Here is a 21,503-nt window from a genome sequence, read left to right as displayed (position 1 = left end):
CTCATGACTCCCCCACGCACCACCCCCAAGCTTCCCTCGCCGCCGATCTTTGGCCGCGCCTCCGGCGCACTGCCGACGAAGAAGATCCGCAGCCGCTACTGGATCATCTTCTCCATCATGCTGGCCTTGGCGCTGAGTTTCAGCTTCGGCCTGCTGGCCTGGGATAACCCGATGCCGGTGGGCTCCGACGGGTTCTGGCTGATCGCGAAGATGCGCGCCAGCAATATCCTGACCATGGCCATCGTCGCCTTCTGCCAGGCGGTTGCGACGGTATCATTCCAGACGGTCACGAACAACCGCATCATCACCCCATCCATTATGGGCTTCGAGTCCCTCTACGTGGCGGTGCAGACCGCCTCGGTGTTCTTCATGGGCGCCGCCGGCGTGGTCGCCCTGCAGGGATTGTGGCAGTTCACCTTGCAGGTAGCGATCATGGTGGTCCTGGCCTGCCTGCTCTACGGCTGGCTGCTGTCCGGCAAGCTGGGCAATATCCAGATCATGCTGCTGATCGGCATCATCCTGGGCGCTGGCCTCGGGTCGATCTCCACCTTCATGCAGCGCATGCTCTCCCCGAGCGAGTTCGACATCCTGACCGCGAAGCTCTTCGGCTCGATGAACAATGCGGATATGAGCTACCTGCCGGTGGCCATCCCGCTGATCCTCATTGCCGGGTTCTTCCTGATCTCGAATTCCCGGAAAATGAATATCGTGTCCCTCGGCCGCGACACCACCATGAATCTTGGCATCAACCACCGCTCGGAGGTGATGCGCACGCTATTCTTCGTCTCGATCCTGATGGCCGTATCCACCGCGCTGGTCGGCCCGATGACCTTCCTCGGCTTCCTGGTGGCAACCCTGGCCTACCAGCTTGCGGACACCTACGACCACCGCTTCATTTTCCCCATCGCCTTCCTGACCGGCTTCGTGGTGCTCGCCGGCGCCTACTTCGTGATGAAAAATATCTTCTACGCCCAAGGCGTGGTCGGCATCATCATCGAGGCCGTGGGCGGCGTGACATTCCTGATCTTCATCCTGCGAAAGGGCCGGCTGTGATTACCCTCAAAGAAGTGCATAAGAAGTACAGCTCCGAGGTGGCCATCGGACCGGTCACCCTCGAGATCCCGACCGGCGGCATTACCGCCCTGGTGGGCCCCAACGGGGCCGGAAAGTCCACTATGCTCACCATGGTCGGACGCCTGTTGGGCATCGATTCGGGCAGCATCGAGGTGGCCGGCTACGACGTGGCCTCCACCGCCTCGAAGGACCTGGCGAAGATCGTATCGATCCTGCGCCAGGAGAACCACTTCGTCACCCGGTTGACCGTCCGCCAGCTGGTCGGCTTCGGGCGCTTCCCGCACTCCAAGGGGCGGCTGACGCCGGCGGATGAAGAGATCATCTCGCGGTCCATCGACTTCCTCGACCTCTCCGAGCTGGAGGGCCGCTACCTCGACCAGCTCTCCGGAGGCCAGCGCCAGCGCGCCTACGTTGCCATGGTGCTGGCGCAGGACACCGAAACGGTGCTGCTGGACGAGCCGCTGAACAACCTGGACATGAAGCATTCGGTGCTGATGATGCAGCACCTGAAGCGGGCCGCCCAGGAGCTGAACCGCACCATCGTGATCGTGCTGCACGATATTAACTTCGCCGGCCATTACGCGGACTACATCTGCGCAATGAAGCACGGCAAGGTCGTCCAGTTCGGCTCGCCGGAACGGATCATGAATGACGAAATCCTGTCCGAGGTTTTCGAAACCCCGGTCCAGGTGATCGCGGGGCCTAACGGCCCGCTGGCGGTGTACTACTAAGCGCGCGGAACTTAGTATTCGAGCAGCCGGCACTCACTCCGGGACCATAATTGGGCGGGTTCTAACAGTTGCAATATCCTGAACCTTTGGGATCTTGCGACGACCGTGCCGCATTGAACCCAAGAATCAACACTATCCACTCGAAGATCCCGTGGGACTAGATCCACCAAGAACGAGAATTCACACTTTAGCGTTCACTATTACGCATTTTTCATTTAGAATGAAAATGCAGTTACGTTGAACATGAGGGATTGTGATGAACAGAGAACTCGCAGCTGGCCTACTCGAGCGATTCGAAGAGTTAGGGCTGAAAATCATTGAGAACACCGATTTCGCTCGTATATCTACAGATGATGCGCTGGCGGTAACGCTTGCTCATGAGCATGGTCAAGGTAAGTTTTTACTTGGGTACACAGATACCCTGACTGCGACTTCTCAACAATGGCGCGACCGTACTCTAGACGGGTGTCGGAAGCTTCTGCTTGTCGGCCCACGCATCACAGAACGAAGCGCCGAAATCTTCCGGTTACAGGGCATTAACTACATCGATCAAGCTGGCAATGCATTTGTTAGTTTCGAAGGCGTTCATATTGATATTCGCGGACGACGTGCGCCGCGATCATCCACTCAGCGCTACACCCAGCTGAAACGTGGCGGCGTGAACCTCTTCAGCCTGAAACGATCCCAGATCATATTTGCCTTCCTCACTTGGCCCGGATTGCTCCAAGGTCCAATCCGCCAGCTTGCCCGTGCCGCTGGAACATCTATCGGCCAGACGCAAGAGACATTAGAACTGCTCACTCAGTACGGTTTCCTCGATGATCGCAGGAAGCTGTCGTCCCAACAACGCGAAATCCTTATCGATCAATGGGCGGCTTCATATCCCACCGGCCTTGGCTCACAGTCAAGAACGCATCACTTCGCCGGCGACTGGAGCAATCTGAAAATTAACGACCAGACGGTTTACGTTGGAGGCGAAGCCGCCGCTCCAGTTCTAGTCCAGCCGGAAAGTGTAGTTCTTTATACCGACGGCCTCCCAATGAGCTTATTGCGGGCACGCAGGTGGCGGCGCGATAATGAAGCGCCCAATATATTCATTCGCCAGAAATTTTGGGAAGCGCCGGATGAGCCAGATCATCCTGGAATTTATCAGGCTCCTCTACTACTCACGTATGCGGACCTCCTCGCATCCAATGACGGTCGTCAACGTGAAGCCGCCATTCAATTGCGAGAATCCTCTCTATGATCAATTTGAACCGCGTAGACGTTCGTCTTTTTGACACGATTTCGCCAGTGATCGAAGAGCTGACCCGCAATACTCCGCTTATTCCGGAGAACGTTCTTCTTATAGGCGCTGGTAGTCGGGATATCATCCATTCAGCGCTTGGTCATGCTTTCGAGGTGCGATCCACAAGCGATGCGGACATAGCTATCGCCGTCGACGACTGGAAAATTACCGAGCGCATAGACGCCTTGTATCCGAAAAGCGGAAGCAACGGGATCCGTTACATAATTGCAAAAACACCAGTGGACATCATGCCGTTTGGTGCCATAGAGGATCCAGAAGGCATCAGCTCCCCCGCACCGCGAGGCGAAGAACTTGTGGTCTTCGGATTCCAGGACGTCTACAGCCGATCTATCACTCTCCGCCTTCCTACCGGACAGAACATACGACTGCCACAACCGGCTGGGTACGCGGCGCTAAAAATGAGGGCTTGGATTGACCGCTCAGTCCACTACAGCAGCGATAAGGACGCAAAAGACCTCGCATTGGCGGCTTATTGGTACCAACATTCAGAAGAAATTAGCAACCGGCTATACGACACTGAAGCGGGATTCAAGTTGCTTGAGGAAAGTGACTGGGACCCGGATTTTGCGGCAATAAGACTGCTCAGCATCGATATTTCAGGGCAGCTGTCTGCCAGTAGTTGCATTGACCTAGCCGACCGCTGGAAGACACAGGACTTGGACGCCTTTGCTCGTGACTTCGTACTGCCCTCGGGGGCAAAGTCCACGCCGAGTCTCGATCGACGCAGAAAACTAGTTTCAAATTTTCAGATCGTGCAATAACCGCTATACAGATGAAGGTTCAGATAAGCCGCTGAACAACCTCGACATGCAGCACCTGAAGCGGGCCGCCCAGGAGCTGAACCGCACCATCGTGATCGTGCTGCACGATATTAACTTCGCCGGCCATTACGCGGACTACATCTGCGCAATGAAGCACGGCAAGGTCGTCCAGTTCGGCTCGCCGGAACGGATCATGAATGACGAAATCCTGTCCGAGGTTTTCGAAACCCCGGTCCAGGTGATCGCGGGGCCTAACGGCCCGCTGGCGGTGTACTACTAGAAGCAAACGGCTAGGCCCGAAGTCCCACGGAGGCTTACTGGCTTAGACCCCGCTCGCACTTCGTCCAAGGGCACTTCCTAGCATCGCCGCCGGTGCACACTGATCAAATGATTATGCGACGACAGTTTTACCCGATTTCCGCGCATCTTGGATTACGGCCCTCAAAGCGAAAAAGAATAAGGTCACAGCGGATAAAACTACGAACGTTTCATCACCGATTGTAAATGGGCTGACGGAGCAAGTTCCGAGCAAACTCAGCAGCCCAGTGTCACTAGTAGTGGACATAATCAGATCATTATCAAAACAGACGGTTTGCTCAGGTTTCGGCAGTACCATGATCATTTGTCTCATTATTCCCTGCGGACCATATCCGACATGAACCAAAGTTGCGATAGAAACAATCCCAAGTATCGGTGAAAACATCCTCCTCACGAAAAGATTCTCTGCGGCGCGGAGCAATTCAACGCTCGAACGCAACAAGCCAAGAATATATCCTAAGATTGCTCCCGTTGCGGGCAAATCAATGAGAAGTTGTGGTGAAAGGAAACTAAAACTCTCAACCGGATTCGAGGCATCCGATGCCATGACTGACCCCATGAATGGGACTAGCACAGCCGTCACGAAGCCCATAACAGTGCCGTATCCCGCATAAGTTGCAATCATTTGGATCGCATTTTTTACATTGGGACGAACCAAGAGCACTTCACCGATCGTCAGTACTTTAAGCACGAGTACAGAGACCAATATTCCTACCGTGAGGCTAGATGAAGCTACCAGAAGATTGTACGCACCGACTAAACCCATCATTCGCTGTCCCATTTCGTCCCCAGAGGAGTAGGTCCATACGAACATCATAGATACGAAAATCGGCAGAAATGTCAGGAGTAGGGCGTATCCACGAAAGATAATCATAGGCGAAAGGAAGTTCTCAATTTTCTTGATGCTTATATTGATTTCTTCCCAGCCTGTTGGAGCAATGATCTGATTCCACCGCACAAACCCGCGACCAAGCGCACAAAACCATAGATCAATTTTGTATCCAAAATATTCCCGCACTCGCCCCAAAGATGCGTCGCGTATCCCATCCAGGATCCTATGAGATAAGAACGAAAGAATGCCAAACGCAACACAACCCACTGTAGAATAACCTACTATTCTGACGCTTAGGTCCCCTGACAGCGGCGTTACCAGAAGAACCGTAGCCCCCAAAAACCAGGCTAGAAGGTTTACGGCGACTCGAAATTTGAACAGCCAGCTCGGCCGATATCGCTCCGCTAAATTCAACCATTTTCTTGTCTGCCTGATTCCGGCATAAATTAGGAATGCGCCAACCAGATAGAAAACAATCATTTTGTCCCCACGAGAAGTAGTAATCTGTCGTGCCTATGAAAGCACGGAAGACCGACGGATTGATCACTTAAGTAAGAGTGTTCGCCCGTTCTCCACGGCATCCTGTGGCTCCAGCCCAGGTAGCTCTGCCGAAGTTCTGGAAAGGCCCCCTCGACTCCAAGAGAAACTACTTTAATGCCAAGAACGGCAGAGAACGAAGATTCCGTTCCGATCTTGCGTTTCACGGTGCCCTCCGCGGCTTCGGCGCCGGGCGTTGCTTAGCTCACGGACTAAGGAAAACGCAGGCTGCGGTGTCAACATCGCGTTCACCCAAGAATTACGGGTCAGTTTCGGCCCGGAAGATTATCCGGGTGACCTATTGTTCCAAACTTGTCATCGACAGTATTGGACAATATAAGGAAGTATAAGTTTCTGCTATATAGCCTTATATCTTCTCATTTTTAGTCAAGTTCCAGTCAACCAACCCGGTCTGCAGATCATAGACGGCCGCAATGACTTCGGTGCGCCCGGCGTTAACCGCCGCACGGATGATCTCCGAGCGTTCAACAAGCGCGGCGGCGACCGCGACGGTATTCATCCGGACCACGTTGTTGATGTGTTCTGACTTGTCCGGCACCGGTTCCGCCTCACGCGCCGCCGGCGCGATCTCGCTGATGAAATCGATCATTTCTCCCGGGGCCTTCGGTGACTTTGCGTTCTTCTCGAGGGCTTCGACCGTGCCGGTCACCGCTCCGCAGGCGGTGTGCCCGAGGATCACGATGACCGGGACCTCATAGGGGCTGCTGACCGCAAACTCCATGCTCCCCACGAGGGTGTCGTCGAGTACCGCACCTGCCGTTCGCGTGACAAAGAGGTCGCCAATCCCTTGGTCGAAGACGAGCTCGGGGGGCAACCCGAGAATCAACGCATCCGTGGACCAAGGCCCATGGTTCTTGGTGCTCTGCAAGGTCGCTTCGCAGCTGGCTTGTTTGGTTCGGGTGCTTTGGCCTGCCTTCGGCGAATCTGCTGTTGCCGGTCTTGAGCATTTCAAGGGCTTGGCCGGGTGTACTAGGTGCCTTGGCGGCGGCCGGGGCGTGATCGCCTACCGGGTTCGGAGCCGTCGCGGAATTCTGCGGCGATGTGCAGGCTGCAAGGCCGGCCAGGGCAAGTACTCCACCCGCCGCCGAAAAGAATCGGCGCCTGTTCAGCTGAACCGGATCTTCCTGTTTGGAAGACGCTGTGCCGGCTACGGAGTTGGCGGATTTAGACATGTGTTATCCCCTCGGCACGCTCTGGCCAACCCCACCCGGATAAGTCGAGCCAGCACCGACCATGCTCTCGATGTGGTGAGTTAGATCGGTTTCCGTTCTAAATAGTGACTTGTATTCTACGGTGGCCTAATTGATTCATTAAAAATGAGGTGTCATATTTCGCCGGCATCGAACCAAGATGACGTCCGAGGGGTGTGCGGGCCGTGAATTAAAGTTGCTGGCGCGGTGCTTTTGCCCGCAGCACCGGCGAGCACAACAGCACGATGACGCCCACCAGCGGGACGAGCAACAGCCCGGCTCGAAGCCCCCAGCCCTCGGCAACAAATCCAACCAGCGGCGGCGAGATCAGGAATCCCAGACGCATCAGCCACGAGACCACGCTCAACCCGGTGCCTGGGGCAAGGCCCGGCAGCCTGTCTGCGTGTTCCATCGCGGCCGGAACCAGGGTCGCCACGCCAAATCCGGCAGCCGCGAAACCCAGCACGCTTCCCGGCACCGACGGGAAGGCGAGCGCCAACCCCATGCCGAGGATGAGGCAGACGGCACCCATTTGGGCGACCAAACGCTGTCCGAAGCGGTCAACCATGCCGTCGCCAAGAATTCGACCCACAAACTGGGCGCCGACGAGCGAAATATAGCCAAGGGCCGCGAAAGAGGCCGAAGTCCCCAGCGAATCGGCAAGATACAGCGCGGCCCAGGAGTTGCCCGCGTCCTCCGTCATGACCCCCGCGGTGGAAATCAGCACCAACGCGACCATGATCCACAGGGTGTGGTTGCGCGCCGTGCGCGCGGTGCCCGGGGAGGGATCGGCAGGGCGGTCCTCGGATACCTCTTCGAGTCCGGCTTGCGGTTTTCCCATGGGAAGGCAGAATTTGAGGGCGGTCAAGGCGACGACCGCGAATATCAGCAGCGAGATGCCCAAGTGCACGCTCAGCGACAGGTTCAACGCCATGGCTCCGGCGGCCATGGAACCGCCAAGGACGGCGCCCACCGACCACAATGCATGGAAAGAATTGAGGATCGAGCGTCCATAGCGTCGCTGCACAAGGAGCCCGTGGGAATTCTGTGCCACATCGGTGATGGCATCCATTGCGCCGCCGAACAGGAAGCCCGTGGCGAGCAGCGCGAGGCTCGGGGCCGAGCCGGCGCCGAGCAGCGCAGCTCCGGTGAGCATGGTTCCGGCCACGGCCACGAGCGCCGAGCCAAAGCGGCGAATGAGCCAGCCGGCCGCCAGGCCGGCAATGATTGCGCCTACCGGCCAGGCGATCACCAGAAAACCGTAGGCCGCTTCGCCCAGCCCGAAAGTGTCCTTCAGCTCGGGAAGGCGCGGCGCCATATTTGCGAACAGTGCCCCATTGGTCAGAAACAAGGCCGATACCGCGCCGCGCGCCCGGCGGTCGGCGCTATCGATGGAGGTCGGGGCCACCGAAATTTATCGCTTCTGCGTTTCGAAGGGCGCGGTTGCCCGGACCAATTCGATGCCGCGCGAGATGGCCCCTTGCAATGCCACCTCCGCGCCCAGCTCGGAAACTGCCAACTGCACACAGGTGAGCTCTGCTTCCCTGGCTAATTCACGGTCGGCGATATCGATCACCGGCTGCAGGATTCCCGCCATGGCACCCGAGAGAATGACCTTCTGCAGCCCGGCGAAACCGGAAATCACGGCCACGACCTTTGCCAGCCGACGCCCGAGCGATTCCAGGATTTCCAGTGCCAACGGATCTTGCTGCGCGGCCGCTTGGAAAACATCCTCGGCGCGCACCAGTTCGGCGGGAATCCGCCGAAGCGAGCTTTCGGCCCCGCCTGCCAGTGCATGCCTCGCTTGTTCCCGCGCGAGGTAGCCGAGCCCCAGCGCGTCGCCCACCCCGGTGACATGCGAAAGGAAGCGCATCTCTCCGGCTAGCCCGTGGGTTCCGCGCAACAGGTGCCCGTCGATGACCACTCCGGCACCGAATCGTTCGCCGACCATCAGCGCGGCGAAGGAATCGGATTCTTCGAGTCCAAGTTCCGCCACCGCCGCCAGGTTCGCATCGTTTTCAACCGAGAACAGGTGGGTATATTCCGCCAGCTGCGCACGCCAGTCCGGGTTCATCGCGGCCCAGAAGCCATCGGCCACCTTTGGCGAAAAACCGCCGGAATCCACCGGAGCGGGGACCCCGATAACCAAGGCGCCGAGCTTTTGAACTCCGTGCTTCTCCAGGGTTCCGCGAAGAAGTTCCTCGGTGATGCGAAGCCGTTCTTCCCCGCATGCTCCCGGCTCCACGCTCAGGGACCGGCGTTCAATCTCCTTGCCGCGCAGGTCGGCGAGCGCCAGCGAGATCCGGTGTTGGCCGGCGTCGATTCCGGCGACTACCGATTTGGCGGCGTCGAGTTCATAGCGCAGGGCCGGACGGCCTTTCGAGTATGCTCCGGCGGCACGGGTGTCCTCCGCTTCACGCAGCCAGCCGGTGGCCACGAGCTCTTTTGCCTGGTTCAGCACGGTTGCCCGGGTGAGCGAGGTGAGCTCGATGAGCTCGCTGGCGGTCACCAGCCCGCGATCCCAGGTCGCCTTGAGGACCTTTTGGGTATTCAGGCGTCGCATGGAGGTGGCGCCGGGTTCCGTCGCGGAATGCTGGTTGCTGGAATCGGTCATTGATTTCACCATTTGAGTATAGACGGATATTTATTTAGATGCTAAATTTACTGAGAAAATAAAGTGACCCACTTCATTCGACCGTCGGAGATACCCATGAACATAGGATCTACCACGCTGCCCAGAGCCCTGTCCCGCAGAACATTCATCTCGTCTTTGGCAGCCGCAGGGACCCTGATGCTCGCGGGCTGCGGCGCTACCAGCACTCGCACCTCGATTCGATTCAACCAGTCAAAGCCGGAGGTCGTCCCCTACTTCCGCGACCTGCTCAGCGAGTTCAACGGCGCACAATCTTCCATATCCGCGGTCCACGAAGTGACGGCCGGACTCTCGGCGGCCTTTGCCCGCAACGACCCGCCGGATCTTGGCTGCTTGAACTACAACTACGAGATGGCACGCTTCCAGGAACGCGGCGCGCTATCGGACCTTTCGGATCTGCCCCAGGTCCAGATGAACGCTCCCTTCGTCAACGAACTGCTCGCACTCTATCCGGATTACCCGGGGCGCACCTCGGTGCTGCCCTACTCGATGATGGGTGCCGCCGTCCTGTACAACAAGGATATTTTCGCCAAGCACAAGCTGGCCATCCCGCAGCGCTACTCGGAATTCGTGGCGTTATGCGAAGAGCTCGTAGACCTGAAGGTCACCCCGATCTACTCCACCTTCAAGGACGCGTGGACCGCATCCCAGGGACTGGCGGACTACACCCTGGGCGGAGCCGTGGACATCAACAAATTCTTCGCCGCGCTGCGAAGCGTCGGCGCGGATTTCACTCCCGGCTCCGAACTGTCCTTCTCCCAGGCCTTCACCGACCCGCTGCTGCGCATGCAGGAACTGGCCAAGTTCTCCAATAAGGATGCGGCGAACCGCGGCTACAGCGACGGCAACCTCGCCTTCGCCAACGGCCAAGCGGCCATGTACCTCCAAGGCCCCTGGGCACTGCCCGAAATCTCCAAGACCAACCCCAACGCCAATATCGGCACCTTCCCGCTGCCCATGACCGAGGATCCGGACGATCTGAAGGTCCGCGTCAATATCGACCTGGCGCTCTGGATCCCGGAACAGTCCGAGCACCAGGATGAAGCGCGCGAACTGCTCGAATTCCTCTGCCGGCCCGAAGTCCAGAACCCCTATAACGAGATGGCCCTCGGTTTCGGAGTGCGCTCGGACTCCCCTCCGGCCAAGGACAAACGCCTGGTGCAGCTGCAGCCCTATATCGATCGCGGCAAGGTCTTCCAGGGAGTTTCCACCGCCATCCCGCGCACCATCCCCTTCGAGAACTACATGCAGGGCCTCGTGACCGGAAGCAGCGTAGAACAGACGTTGGCCACCCTCGACGCGGACTGGGCTCGACTAGCCCAGCGCGGCTAGTCAGCTAAGGACGAATCATGGCTCTGACGACCTCAATCAAACCCACGCCCGAAGCTCAACCCGCCGCGCCTGCGCGCCCGCCACGGCGCCGGCGCATCGAATGGACCTATCTGGCATTCCTGCTCCCCGCGCTGATCTGCTTCACCATCGCCATTACGGTTCCCGCATTGATGGGCATATTCTTCAGCTTCACCGACTCGGTCGGCTTCGGCGACTACCAGATCATCGGCCTGACCAACTACCTGGCCCTGTTCACCGACCCGGCCATCATCGGCGCCTACGGCTTCACCCTTGGTTTCGCATTCATCACCGTGATCATCACCAACCTCATCGCCTTTCTGCTCGCCATCGGGCTGACCGCGCAGATCCGTGCGCGGGTCGCGCTACGGGCCATCTTCGTGATGCCCATGGTCATTTCGGGCATCGTGATCGCCTACGTTTTCAATTTCGTCTTCTCCAACACCTTGCCGGCCTTCGGAGAAACCATCGGATTGGACTTCTTGAAGTCCTCAATTCTGGCCAACCCCGACTACGCCTGGATCTCCATCGTGATCGTCACCGCCTGGCAGGCGATCCCGTCGGCCATGCTGATCTACATAGCCGGGCTGATGGCGATTCCCTATGACCTCTACGAGGCTTCCTCGCTCGATGGAGCCAGCGCCTTCGGGCAGCTCAAGGCGGTGACCTTGCCGCTCATGGTGGGGTACATCGGAATCAACATGATCATTGGCTTCAAGAACTTCCTCGGTGCCTATGACATCATCGTCGGCCTGACCAATGGCGGACCGGGAGTAGCCACACGCTCCATCGCCATGACCATCTTCACCGGATTTGAACGCGGCGATTACGCCTACCAGATGGCCAACGCCACCGTCTTTTTCCTCATTTCGCTGATGATCGCGCTGCTCCAGCTGCGCCTGACAAGTAAGGGAGTGGCCAAATGAGCGTTACCCTCCAGCAACGGCTGAACAAGCGTTCCCGCGCACGGATTGGACGCGAACGCATCAATTGGTGGGCCACCGGAGCGCTAATGGCCTGCGCCCTCACTGTGCTCATCCCCTTGTTCGTGACCGTTTCCATGGCGTTCAAGTCGGCCGCTCAAGCGGTTGACGGGAAAGCCTTCTCGCTCCCGCGCCCGTTCTCCATCGAGGGTTTCACCGCGGCCTGGGAGCTGGTCAATTTCCCCCGCGCCTTCACCATCTCGCTGCTGATCACCCTGGCCACGGTGCTCGGCGGAGTGATGCTCGCTTCCATGGCTTCCTATGCGATTCACCGCAACTGGCATAAGCGCCTCTACCGGCTCAGCTTCTACTACCTGCTGGCCGCGATGTTCCTCCCGTTTCCGGTGCTCGCGCTCTCCCAGGTGAAGCTCACCGGACTCTTCGGGCTGGATAACCCGGTAGGCGTAGCCATTCTGCACGTGATGTTCGGGCTGTCTTTCAACGTCCTGCTCTTCACCGCCTTCCTGCGCGGCCTGCCCGGAGAGCTGGAGGAAAGCGCCCGCATCGACGGCGCAGGCACCTGGACCACCTACTGGCGGATCATCTTCCCGCTGATGGCGCCGATGAGTGCCACCGTGGCGATCTTCGCGTTTCTGGCCTCATGGAATGACTTCATGATGCCTTCGCTGATCATTGCCGAACAGGCCGACCAGACCCTGCCGGTAGTCCAGCAGCTTTTCCAGACCCAGTTCTCAAATAACTACAACGTCTCCTTCGCCTCCTACCTGATGGCGATGGCGCCAAGCATCGTGGCCTACCTGTTCACCCAACGCTGGGTCATGTCCGGGCTCACCCAAGGGGCGGTGAAATCCTAAGCCGCCCCTCCCCTGAACCATCTACATTTAGAAGCAGACAACTTTTCCGGAAGGAAGCAAGATGACCTTGCAAGATACGCAGAACTCCGCCGGCCTTTCGCCGGATGCCAACTGGTGGCGCCAGGCCGCTGTCTATCAGATTTACCCGCGCAGCTTCGCCGACGCAAACGGCGACGGCCTAGGCGACCTGCCCGGCATCACCTCCAAGGTCCCCTACCTGAAGGAGCTCGGAATCGATGCCGTCTGGCTCTCCCCGTTCTACCCCTCGGCCCTCGCCGACGGCGGCTACGACGTGGACAACTACCGCGATGTTGATCCCCGCCTGGGCACGCTGGAGGATTTTGACCGGATGGCCGCTGCGCTGCACGCTGCAGGCATTCGGGTCATTGTGGATATCGTGCCGAATCATTCCTCGGACCGCCACGAGTGGTTCAAGGCGGCGCTCGCCGCACCGAAGGGATCGGCCGAGCGCGAGCGCTATATTTTCCGTGACGGCCTGGGCCAGGATGGCGAACTGCCGCCGGCCGATTGGGAATCCTTGTTCGGCGGACCGGGTTGGACCGCCGTGGGCGACGGCCAATGGTACCTGCATCTTTTCGCCAAGGAACAGCCGGACTTCAATTGGTCCAATGAAGAAGTCCGCGCAGACTTCCGCAAGACCTTGAGATTCTGGTCCGACCGCGGGGTGGATGGCTTCCGCGTGGATGTGGCCCACGCGCTGACCAAGGACATCCCGTTGACCGAGCTGCCGGATAAGGCACAACTCGACGCCCACCCATGGGACGGCACCCATCCGATCTGGGATCGCGACGAGGTGCATGAGGTCTACGCCGAATGGCGTGAGGTCTTCAACGAATACGAGCCACCGCGCATTGCGGTCGCCGAAGCGTGGACCAATGCCGACCGCCGTCCTGCCTACGCCCGGGCCACCGGGTTGGGCCAAGCGTTCAACTTCGATCTGCTGCAGGCGGACTTCGACGCCGAGGCGTTCAAGAAGATCATCTCCTTCAACCTCGCTCAGGCTTCCGCCGCCGGCTCGTCGACCACGTGGGTGTACTCGAACCACGATGTGGTTCGCCACGCCACCCGCTATGGGCTGGAAGCAACCGGCGATCCGGACGCGGCGAAGACTTGGCTGCTGCAGGGTGCGGATCCGGCCCGGGTGGATGTGGAGCTGGGGCTGCGCCGCGCTCGCGCGGCGACCCTGCTGGAGCTGGCACTGCCCGGCAGCGCTTACCTGTACCAGGGCGAAGAGCTGGGGCTTCCCGAGGTCACCGGCATTCCGGATGAACAGCGCCAGGATCCCGCATTTTTCAGGAATAAGGCAGTGGAAGTCGGCCGTGACGGGTGCCGCGTCCCGCTGCCCTGGGAAACGAGCGGTTCCTCCTTCGGGTTCGGCTCCGGCGAAGCGCATCTGCCGCAGCCAAAGGATTTTGGCCGGTACGCGGTAGCGGCACAGTCCGGGGTCGAGGGCTCGACGCTGGAACTCTACCGCGAGGCATTGAAGCTGCGCCGCGAGCTGCAAAGCGACGAATCGCTCTCCTGGCTGGCTACCGAGTCCGGCACGCTCGGCTTTTCCCGGCCGAATGGTTGGGTGAGCTTCACCAACTTCACCGCGCAGGCTCAGCAGCTGCCGGCCGGTGAAGTCCTGCTGGCGAGCGGTCCGCTGGATGCAGCAGGCCAGCTTCCCGCGGCAACCACCGTGTGGTTGCGCCAGCGCTAAACGAGGAGCTTTCCGGCAAATCCGCGGGCCGGGCCGAATGCGCAAGCATTTGGCCCGGCCCGCAGCCTTCTCCCCGCACTGGCTAAAGTGACCCTTGACACAGCTCGTATTTCCGACTTGACTGAGAGTCAATCAATCGATTGATTGACTCTCAGTCTTTGGGCGAAAGCGATTCAAGAGCATGGACATCGACCAGGTGCAGCGAGCGGCCGTCGCACGCTTCGCCCAGCAGGGCTTCGCCGCCACGGGAATCAGGGAACTGGGCACCGCGGCCGGCATCAACTCGGCCACCCTCTATCACTATGTCGGCAGCAAGCAGGACCTGCTCATGCGGATCATCTCCGACTGCCTGAACGCCATGATCGCCGGCGGCCGCGCAGCAATCGCCGGCGAGCAACAACCCACCCGGCAGCTCGCGAGGCTGATCGCTTTCCATGTGGCATTCACCGCCACCAATCCGCTCACCGCGCGTGTCGCCGAATACGAGATGCGCGCCCTGACCGGTCCGGCGCAGGAACAAATGCAAGCACTCCGGGACCACTACGAATCGCTCTTCTCCAAGGTGCTGGCTGCCGGCCAGGCGGCCGGCGAATTCGCCACCGATGACCTGACCATGGCACGACTTGCGGTGATGGAAATGGGCACCGGCGTGGCCCACTGGTACCGCCCGGACGGCAGGCTCAGCCTGAGCCAGGTCCAGCAAAACTTCGTTGCCATGGCCTACAGAATTCTTGCGGTCACCGAAGCGCCGCAGCAACTCGGCGACCTATTGGCCATTCCACGCCGGCTCGCGAGCGAACCGGCCACCATCCAAGCCCAGCAGACCGTCAGCTAAGGAACCCAGTGAAGACCCTGCACTCACAGCTCGACACCAGCTCCGCTGCCTACCAGCGCAACGCGGCCGAATACACGGCGCTCACCGATGAGCTCCACCGCCGCCTGGAGCGCGCCGCCCGCGGCGGATCCGAGAAATCCCGCCAGCGCCATGTGGACCGCGGCAAGCTGCTGCCCCGGGACCGCGTCAACCAGCTCCTGGACGACGGCTCCCCCTTCTTGGAAATCGCCCCGCTGGCCGCCGAGGACATGTACGACGGGGCGAGCCCGGGCGCCGGCATGATCGCCGGCGTTGGGCTGGTGCACGGCCGGCATGTGCTGGTCATCGCCAATGACGCCACGGTCAAGGGCGGCACCTACTTCCCGATCACCGTCAAGAAGCATTTGCGCGCCCAGGAGATCGCGCTGGAAAACAGCCTGCCCTGCGTCTATCTGGTCGACTCCGGCGGCGCGTTCCTGCCCATGCAGGACGAGGTCTTCCCGGACCGCGAGCATTTTGGCCGGATCTTCTTCAACCAAGCGAACCTGTCGGCCAAGAAGATCCCGCAGATCGCCGCGGTGCTCGGCTCCTGCACCGCCGGTGGCGCCTACGTCCCGGCGATGAGCGATGAAACGGTGATCGTGCGCAACCAGGGAACCATCTTCCTCGGCGGCCCTCCCCTGGTGAAGGCCGCCATCGGCGAAATCGTTACCGCCGAGGAGCTGGGTGGCGGAGATCTGCATGCCAAAACCTCCGGAGTGGTGGACCACCTGGCCGAAACCGACGAACATGCGCTCATGATCGTCCGCGACATCCTCTCCACGCTCCCGGAGAATCCCGCCCCGGCCTGGAGAATCGCCGAGCAGGTCGCCGAACCGCGCTACCCGGCCAGCGAATTGGCCGGCTGCGTGCCGGTAGACGTCAATGCCCCCTACGACGTCCGCGAAGTCATCACGCGGTTGGTAGACGGCAGTGAATTCCATGAATTCAAAGCAGAATACGGCACCACCCTGGTCACCGGTTTCGCCCGTATCCACGGCCACCAGGTCGGCATCATCGCGAACAACGGCGTGCTGTTCTCCGAGTCCGCGCTGAAGGGCGCGCACTTCATCGAGCTCTGCGACCAGCGCGGCATTCCACTGCTCTTCCTGCAGAACCTCGCCGGGTTCATGGTGGGCCGCGACTACGAGGCAGATGGCATCGCCAAGCACGGAGCCAAGATGGTCACCGCCGTAGCCACCGCACGCGTGCCCAAGCTGACCGTGGTGATCGGCGGATCCTTCGGCGCCGGAAACTACTCGATGTGCGGCCGCGCCTACTCACCGCGCTTCCTGTGGATGTGGCCGGCGGCGCGCATCTCGGTGATGGGCGGAAACCAGGCCTCTTCCGTGCTCTCCACGGTCAAGCGCGACGGCATCGAAGCCTCGGGCGGAAGCTGGAGCGCCGAGGACGAAGAGGCCTTCAAGGCGCCCATCCGTGAGCAGTACGAGAGCCAGGGAAACCCCTACTACTCCACCGCACGCCTGTGGGACGACGGAGTCATCGATCCGGCCGATACCCGCCGGGTCCTGGGCCTGGCCCTGGACGTCTGCGCCCGTCAACCATTGCCGGAGACCTCCTTCGGCCTATTCCGGATGTAGCGCGAGGAGACAATCATGGATACAAAACTATTTGACACGGTCCTCATCGCCAACCGCGGCGAAATCGCCGTACGCATCATCCGCACCCTGCGCACCTTGGGGATCCGTTCGGTGGCGGTGTACTCGGACGCGGATGCCGGGGCGCTGCACGTGCGCGAGGCCGATACCGCCGTGCGCATCGGGGCATCCCCTGCCAATGAGAGCTACCTCAGCATCCCCGCGGTGCTCCAAGCCTGCAAGGACACCGGCGCTCAGGCGGTCCACCCCGGATACGGTTTCCTCTCCGAAAACGTGGAGTTCGCCCGCGCCCTTCAGGACGTCGGAATCACCTTTATCGGGCCTCCGGTGAACTCGATCAACCTCATGGGCGACAAGATCCGCTCGAAGAATCACGTGCTCTCCCACCAGGTGCCCGTCGTGCCGGGCATCGCCGAGCCCGGGCTGAGCGATGCCCAGCTGCGCGAGGCCGCCGAACAGGTAGGCTTCCCGCTGCTGATCAAACCCTCCGCGGGCGGCGGCGGCAAGGGAATGTTCGCCGTCGAATCCCCGGACCAGCTTCCCGAAGCACTGGCCAGCGCGCGGCGAACCGCGCGCAACGCCTTCGGAGACGAAACCTTGTTCCTCGAACGCCTGGTGCGCAACCCGCGCCATATCGAGGTGCAGATCCTGGCCGATGCGCACGGCAATACCGTGCACCTGGGCGAACGTGAATGCTCGCTGCAGCGCCGGCATCAGAAGGTGATCGAAGAAGCTCCGGCTCCGCTGTTCGAGAACCTCGAGCAGGGCGCGCAAATCCGCGCACGCATCGGGGCGGCGGCCGTGGCAGCCGCAGAGTCGGTGGGTTACGTGGGCACGGGAACCGTCGAATTCCTGGTCAGCGACGAGAACCCGGACGAGTTCTTCTTCATGGAAATGAACACCCGGCTGCAGGTGGAGCATCCGGTCACCGAAGAGGTCGCCAGGGTCAACGGCAACCGGCTGGACCTGGTGGACTGGCAGGTGCGCATCGCCGCCGGGCAGCGGCTGGACTTCGCCCAGCGCGATGTCACGCTCACCGGGCATGCCATCGAGGCACGGCTCTACGCCGAGGACCCCGCGGAAGGGTTCCTTCCTTCGGTCGGAACCATCCTGCGGGTCAGCGAACCGGCCGGCGAACACTTGCGCGTGGACAGCTCGCTGCGCGATGGACTCGAAATCAGCGCGCACTACGACCCGATGCTGGCCAAGCTCATCGCCTGGGGAGAAAACCGCACGGAGGCCGTATCCCGGCTTGACCGCGCCCTGTGCCGATGCGTGGTGCTCGGCGTGCTGACCAACAGCGAATACCTGCGCCTGCTGCTGGCCGACGCGGACGTGGCGGCCGGGCGGCTGGACACGAACCTGATCGAACGGAAGATGCACGAGTTCTCCTTCCGGTCCCCCGGCGCGCGCGAACTGGCGCTGGCGGCCCATTTGGAGCACGGCCGGCTGCACACCGCGGATACCCCGTGGACCCGCCGCGACGGCTGGCGGGCGCAGCACAACCACGGGACACCGCAGCACTATGAAGTGCAAGAGCAGCAAGTTGCGCTCACCGTGCACGGCGGGGACAGCTCAAGCCGCATTCTGCTTGCCGGGCACGAGTACGCGGTGCGGGATCTGGGCTCCGGAAACTACTCCATCAACGGGCAGCGCACCGGGATTCGCCACGCCTTCGCCGCGGACGGCACCTTGTGGCTCAGCGAAGACGGGTGGACCGGAGCGGTGCGCAAGCTCCCCCGCGAAGAGGTGCTCGAACGGCACCTGGCCACGCTGGCCAAGGCGTCGGGCACGTTCTCCCCGCATGTCGAGACCCCGATGCCCGGCACCGTGATCTCGGTCCAGGTAGCCGACGGCGAACAGGTGTCCGAGGGGCAGCTGCTGGTCAGCATCGAGGCAATGAAAATGGAGCACCAGCTGCTTTCCCCGGCGACCGGCACGGTGCGCATGACCGGGCTGAGCGTCGGCGATCTGGTGAAGGCCAAGCAGCTGGTGGCCACGGTGGAACCACAAATTCAGGAGCAAAACGCATGAGCGAGCCTACGCAACAACGTTTCGAACAGCGCGGACTGTACTTCGATGAGCTGAAGCTCGGGGCCGCATATGTGCATAAGCCCGGGCGCACGCTCACCGAGGCCGACAACGTGCAATTCACCACCATGACCATGAACAATCAAGGTTTGCACCTCGATGCGGCGTGGGCCGCAACCCAGCCGTTCGGCCGGCCGCTGGTGAATTCCTTGCTGACCTTGAGCACCATGATCGGCCAATCGGTGGGGCAGCTCACCGAGGGCACCATCGTGGGGCAGCTGGGAATCAATGATGTGAAATTCCCGCACCCCATGTTCCACGGGGACACCCTCTACACCGAAACCGAGGTCACCGCCCTGCGCGAGTCGAAATCCCGCCCCGGACAAGGCCTGGCCTCGATGACGCACACCGGACGGAACCAGCACGGGGACATCGTCGCCACCGCGACCCGCACCTGCCTGATGTGGACCCGGCAAGCGCACTTGGACTCCCTGGATTCCACTAAAGCCGCCGCAAATGACTAGCTTCGCCATGGGCCCCGCGATTCTCTTCTGCCCGGCGGACCGCCCCGAGCGCTATGCCAAGGCCGCCGCACGCGCCGACGCGGTCATCATCGACTTGGAAGATGCGGTGGCGCCGGAAAGCAAGGAATCCGCCCGCCGGGCGCTGCTGGACAGCGCCCTGGATCCGGCACGGACCATCGTGCGGGTCAATCCGGCGGACTCCGAGTTCTTTGCTGCGGATCTGGCGGCGCTGAGGCAGACCGCCTACCGCACGGTGATGCTGCCCAAGAGCGAATCGGCCGCCGATCCGGCGCGCTTGCAAAGCTACGAGGTGGTTGCGCTGTGCGAAACAGCGAAGGGCATCACCAGCGTCTCCGAGATCGCGGCGGCTCCCAATGTGGTCGCGGTGATGTGGGGGGCCGAAGATCTCATGGCTTCGCTGGGCGGAACCTCTTCGCGCACGGAAGAGGGGAACTACCGCGAGGTGGCACGCTTCGCCCGTTCCCAGGTGCTGCTGCACTCGGTAGCCCAGGGCAAGGCAGCGATCGACTCGGTCTACCTGGATATTCCGGATACCGCCGGACTCTTGGCCGAAGCGCGAGATGCCAAGGCCTCGGGCTTCGCCGCCAAGGCCTCCATCCATCCGAATCAGATGCCGGTGATCCGTGCAGCCTTCCGGCCCGGCGAGGCCGAGCTCGAGCGGGCCAAGCGGATCCTCGCCGCGGCCGAAACCAATCCGGGGGTCTTCGCCTTTGAAGGCCAGATGGTCGATGAACCGCTATTGCGCCAGGCACGGGTAACGCTGGCCGCCGCCAAGCATCTCGAAGACGGCTAGGCAAACTCAGCGTCTCGCAAACCACCAGAGCAGGCGCAGAAGTGCGATATCACGATCAGCGCAGGGGACGAATCCACGCACTCCAGCCCAGCGGGTTCCAGGCAAGCCTCGCCTCGGATGGATCAAGTCACCGATGAGGACCACCCACTGCACCGGCAATACGCCCGCATTGTGGTGGTCCCTTCGCTTTTGTTGCGATCCCTCCTCTCCGGTGGATGCGTCATCTTTTCCGCAGGATCCATGAATCAGCGGTGCGAGTTTCAGCCTCCCTTCCCACTAAAGGATGAGGGCGGCTCGTTGACTAGGGTAATTAATCAGGGCTAGGGTCTTAAAGGAGACTGATCGACAAGGAAACTTTCGAATGCGCAATGCACCAACATGTCACTAACACCGGTAGTTGGACGCTGACATTTTATTGAAGCGCAAAAACTCGCTGACGGGGAATCAACCTTGTGCAGGAAGCCAGGGCGTCGATTGCCGATATGGTTGCCACTCCTGCTTCGGTATGCGCAAGCAGGAGCTGCTGCAATGCCAGATGCCGAATTAAACGCAGGCCATTTTCGCGCGGGCCAAAGGAATCTGGGACGCGATTCGCGGTGGTTCATTCACCGCGCAGATGGGCCAAGGACCTGCAGATGCCAGCAAGCAGTTCTTGGCCCAGATGGCGCTGCCACCGCCTGTTCCGGGTAAGAAAAGTAGTAGGCAGGATGAAAATGAATGCAGATGAAATCAGGTTTCCGACGCTCGGGAACGCCATCGCGGGACGACTGACGACGGGTGCGGTTAAAGGACTTCTGGCCCTGGCCGTTGCCTGGCTGTGCACATGGTTCATCAGCGTGGACGCGGCCTTCGGCAAACTCGTTATTGCCTTGATCGTGTCGTTCGTGGTTTCGGAGGTGCTCGGCGCCGTCATCGAGCGCCCAATAGTTGTGCGGGAGTATCGGGCCGCTCCCGGCGGGCTCGGCTACGTGCTGCTCCCGTTGTCGGCGTCGGTGTTGATCGCGTTCGCTTCTGCGTTCGCAGTCACCGGAGCCATGGATGCAGCCGTGTTGATAACTGTCATCGTTGCGGTGATCAACACCAGCGAAGTGCTCTGGCTGCGAAGTTGGGAGCCCGGGCCAACCCCGGAAGAGGAGCAAGCCAAGTTCCAGGATTTCAAGGCGATGACTAGTGAATATTTCGCGGAAGATGCCGCGGAGATCAAACGCCAAGCTGGCCACAAGGCACGGGAGCGGTACTACAAGAAGAAAGCCCGCGGGGAGTCAAAGGAACATGGGAACGAGGGCAGCTGACAGCCGCGAGCCCCTGTTTCGTGCCAAAGCCTTAGTAAGTACTTTTATCCACGCTGAAGCTTCTTCAATAGCT

At 60.7% G+C, this 21,503-nt stretch carries 18 protein-coding genes and 1 pseudogene; 15 read left to right on the top strand and 4 right to left on the bottom strand.

The window, feature by feature from the left end:
• Positions 1–3: 3 nt before the first annotated feature.
• The 5 genes and pseudogenes from ACT3TP_RS09875 to ACT3TP_RS09855 form a co-directional block, all read left to right on the top strand.
• A complete protein-coding gene (locus ACT3TP_RS09875) occupies positions 4–1,053 on the top strand; it encodes an iron chelate uptake ABC transporter family permease subunit (protein ID WP_096254015.1) in 1,050 nt (349 codons plus the stop codon).
• Complete coding sequence (locus tag ACT3TP_RS09870; RefSeq protein ID WP_096287987.1) at positions 1,050–1,805, top strand: iron ABC transporter ATP-binding protein; 756 nt, start codon at positions 1,050–1,052, stop codon at positions 1,803–1,805. The genes ACT3TP_RS09875 and ACT3TP_RS09870 overlap by 4 nt, the downstream gene beginning before the upstream one ends.
• A 256-nt stretch (positions 1,806–2,061) precedes the next feature.
• Complete coding sequence (locus ACT3TP_RS09865) at positions 2,062–3,051, top strand: type IV toxin-antitoxin system AbiEi family antitoxin (protein WP_444617699.1); 990 nt, start codon at positions 2,062–2,064, stop codon at positions 3,049–3,051.
• Complete coding sequence (locus ACT3TP_RS09860) at positions 3,048–3,875, top strand: hypothetical protein (protein ID WP_096255266.1); 828 nt, start codon at positions 3,048–3,050, stop codon at positions 3,873–3,875. The genes ACT3TP_RS09865 and ACT3TP_RS09860 overlap by 4 nt, the downstream gene beginning before the upstream one ends.
• A 22-nt stretch (positions 3,876–3,897) precedes the next feature.
• Positions 3,898–4,155: pseudogene (locus ACT3TP_RS09855) on the top strand (ABC transporter ATP-binding protein); the annotation flags it as partial.
• 111 nt (positions 4,156–4,266) lie between these two features.
• Here ACT3TP_RS09855 and ACT3TP_RS09850 read toward each other — a convergent pair.
• From ACT3TP_RS09850 to ACT3TP_RS09835, 4 genes are all read right to left on the bottom strand, one after another.
• Positions 4,267–5,505 carry a hypothetical protein gene (locus ACT3TP_RS09850; RefSeq protein WP_096255418.1) on the bottom strand — a complete coding sequence of 413 codons (1,239 nt, stop codon included), beginning with the start codon at positions 5,503–5,505 and terminating at the stop codon, positions 4,267–4,269.
• Positions 5,506–5,929: 424 nt separating this feature from the next.
• A complete protein-coding gene (locus tag ACT3TP_RS09845) occupies positions 5,930–6,535 on the bottom strand; it encodes a carbonic anhydrase (protein WP_444620495.1) in 606 nt (201 codons plus the stop codon).
• 428 nt (positions 6,536–6,963) lie between these two features.
• Positions 6,964–8,181 carry an MFS transporter gene (locus ACT3TP_RS09840; RefSeq protein WP_343251922.1) on the bottom strand — a complete coding sequence of 406 codons (1,218 nt, stop codon included), beginning with the start codon at positions 8,179–8,181 and terminating at the stop codon, positions 6,964–6,966.
• 6 nt (positions 8,182–8,187) lie between these two features.
• Positions 8,188–9,387: an ROK family protein gene (locus ACT3TP_RS09835; protein ID WP_444620494.1), complete on the bottom strand. Its 1,200-nt coding sequence runs from the start codon at positions 9,385–9,387 to the stop codon at positions 8,188–8,190.
• Positions 9,388–9,483: 96 nt separating this feature from the next.
• Between ACT3TP_RS09835 and ACT3TP_RS09830 the strand changes: the two genes are divergently transcribed.
• From ACT3TP_RS09830 to ACT3TP_RS09785, 10 genes are all read left to right on the top strand, one after another.
• Positions 9,484–10,758, top strand: coding sequence for an ABC transporter substrate-binding protein (locus ACT3TP_RS09830; RefSeq protein WP_444617693.1), 1,275 nt, complete (start codon positions 9,484–9,486; stop codon positions 10,756–10,758).
• A gap of 17 nt (positions 10,759–10,775) precedes the next feature.
• Positions 10,776–11,702 (top strand): carbohydrate ABC transporter permease, encoded by a 927-nt coding sequence (locus tag ACT3TP_RS09825; protein ID WP_096288758.1) that lies wholly within the window; start codon positions 10,776–10,778, stop codon positions 11,700–11,702.
• A complete protein-coding gene (locus ACT3TP_RS09820) occupies positions 11,699–12,574 on the top strand; it encodes a carbohydrate ABC transporter permease (protein WP_096255409.1) in 876 nt (291 codons plus the stop codon). The genes ACT3TP_RS09825 and ACT3TP_RS09820 overlap by 4 nt, the downstream gene beginning before the upstream one ends.
• 61 nt (positions 12,575–12,635) lie before the next feature.
• Positions 12,636–14,297: a glycoside hydrolase family 13 protein gene (locus ACT3TP_RS09815; RefSeq protein ID WP_444617690.1), complete on the top strand. Its 1,662-nt coding sequence runs from the start codon at positions 12,636–12,638 to the stop codon at positions 14,295–14,297.
• A 181-nt stretch (positions 14,298–14,478) separates the two neighbouring features.
• Entirely contained in the window at positions 14,479–15,132 is a 654-nt protein-coding gene (locus ACT3TP_RS09810; protein WP_096288754.1) for a TetR/AcrR family transcriptional regulator, read from the top strand.
• 8 nt (positions 15,133–15,140) lie between these two features.
• On the top strand, positions 15,141–16,751 hold the full coding sequence (locus ACT3TP_RS09805; protein WP_096288752.1) for a carboxyl transferase domain-containing protein: 1,611 nt from the start codon (positions 15,141–15,143) through the stop codon (positions 16,749–16,751).
• Between the two features lie 15 nt (positions 16,752–16,766).
• A complete protein-coding gene (locus ACT3TP_RS09800; RefSeq protein ID WP_096288750.1) occupies positions 16,767–18,803 on the top strand; it encodes an ATP-binding protein in 2,037 nt (678 codons plus the stop codon).
• Positions 18,800–19,324 carry a MaoC family dehydratase gene (locus ACT3TP_RS09795; protein WP_096255401.1) on the top strand — a complete coding sequence of 175 codons (525 nt, stop codon included), beginning with the start codon at positions 18,800–18,802 and terminating at the stop codon, positions 19,322–19,324. The genes ACT3TP_RS09800 and ACT3TP_RS09795 overlap by 4 nt, the downstream gene beginning before the upstream one ends.
• Positions 19,317–20,138, top strand: a complete 822-nt coding sequence (locus ACT3TP_RS09790; protein WP_096255400.1) for an HpcH/HpaI aldolase/citrate lyase family protein — start codon at positions 19,317–19,319, stop codon at positions 20,136–20,138. The genes ACT3TP_RS09795 and ACT3TP_RS09790 overlap by 8 nt, the downstream gene beginning before the upstream one ends.
• A 713-nt stretch (positions 20,139–20,851) precedes the next feature.
• Complete coding sequence (locus ACT3TP_RS09785) at positions 20,852–21,430, top strand: hypothetical protein (RefSeq protein WP_444620493.1); 579 nt, start codon at positions 20,852–20,854, stop codon at positions 21,428–21,430.
• The last annotated feature ends 73 nt before the right edge of the window (positions 21,431–21,503 follow it).

It is taken from the genome of Glutamicibacter sp. AOP38-B1-38 (assembly GCF_052377485.1).
GTDB lineage: Bacteria > Actinomycetota > Actinomycetes > Actinomycetales > Micrococcaceae > Glutamicibacter.
Note: the sequence above shows the minus strand (reverse complement) of the source record. Positions and strands in the feature narration are given on the sequence as shown.

Bases quoted from the DNA above. Each gene is read 5' to 3' on its own strand.
- ACT3TP_RS09820 (WP_096255409.1), top strand. From the start codon at position 11,699: ATGAGCGTTACCCTCCAGCAACGGCTGAACAAGCGTTCCCGCGCACGG.
- ACT3TP_RS09785 (WP_444620493.1), top strand. From the start codon at position 20,852: ATGAATGCAGATGAAATCAGGTTTCCGACGCTCGGGAACGCCATCGCG.
- ACT3TP_RS09800 (WP_096288750.1), top strand. From the start codon at position 16,767: ATGGATACAAAACTATTTGACACGGTCCTCATCGCCAACCGCGGCGAA.
- ACT3TP_RS09825 (WP_096288758.1), top strand. From the start codon at position 10,776: ATGGCTCTGACGACCTCAATCAAACCCACGCCCGAAGCTCAACCCGCC.
- ACT3TP_RS09860 (WP_096255266.1), top strand. From the start codon at position 3,048: ATGATCAATTTGAACCGCGTAGACGTTCGTCTTTTTGACACGATTTCG.
- ACT3TP_RS09875 (WP_096254015.1), top strand. From the start codon at position 4: ATGACTCCCCCACGCACCACCCCCAAGCTTCCCTCGCCGCCGATCTTT.
- ACT3TP_RS09865 (WP_444617699.1), top strand. From the start codon at position 2,062: ATGAACAGAGAACTCGCAGCTGGCCTACTCGAGCGATTCGAAGAGTTA.
- ACT3TP_RS09835 (WP_444620494.1), bottom strand. From the start codon at position 9,387: ATGACCGATTCCAGCAACCAGCATTCCGCGACGGAACCCGGCGCCACC.
- ACT3TP_RS09830 (WP_444617693.1), top strand. From the start codon at position 9,484: ATGAACATAGGATCTACCACGCTGCCCAGAGCCCTGTCCCGCAGAACA.
- ACT3TP_RS09795 (WP_096255401.1), top strand. From the start codon at position 18,800: ATGAGCGAGCCTACGCAACAACGTTTCGAACAGCGCGGACTGTACTTC.
- ACT3TP_RS09790 (WP_096255400.1), top strand. From the start codon at position 19,317: ATGACTAGCTTCGCCATGGGCCCCGCGATTCTCTTCTGCCCGGCGGAC.
- ACT3TP_RS09815 (WP_444617690.1), top strand. From the start codon at position 12,636: ATGACCTTGCAAGATACGCAGAACTCCGCCGGCCTTTCGCCGGATGCC.
- ACT3TP_RS09850 (WP_096255418.1), bottom strand. From the start codon at position 5,505: ATGATTGTTTTCTATCTGGTTGGCGCATTCCTAATTTATGCCGGAATC.
- ACT3TP_RS09810 (WP_096288754.1), top strand. From the start codon at position 14,479: ATGGACATCGACCAGGTGCAGCGAGCGGCCGTCGCACGCTTCGCCCAG.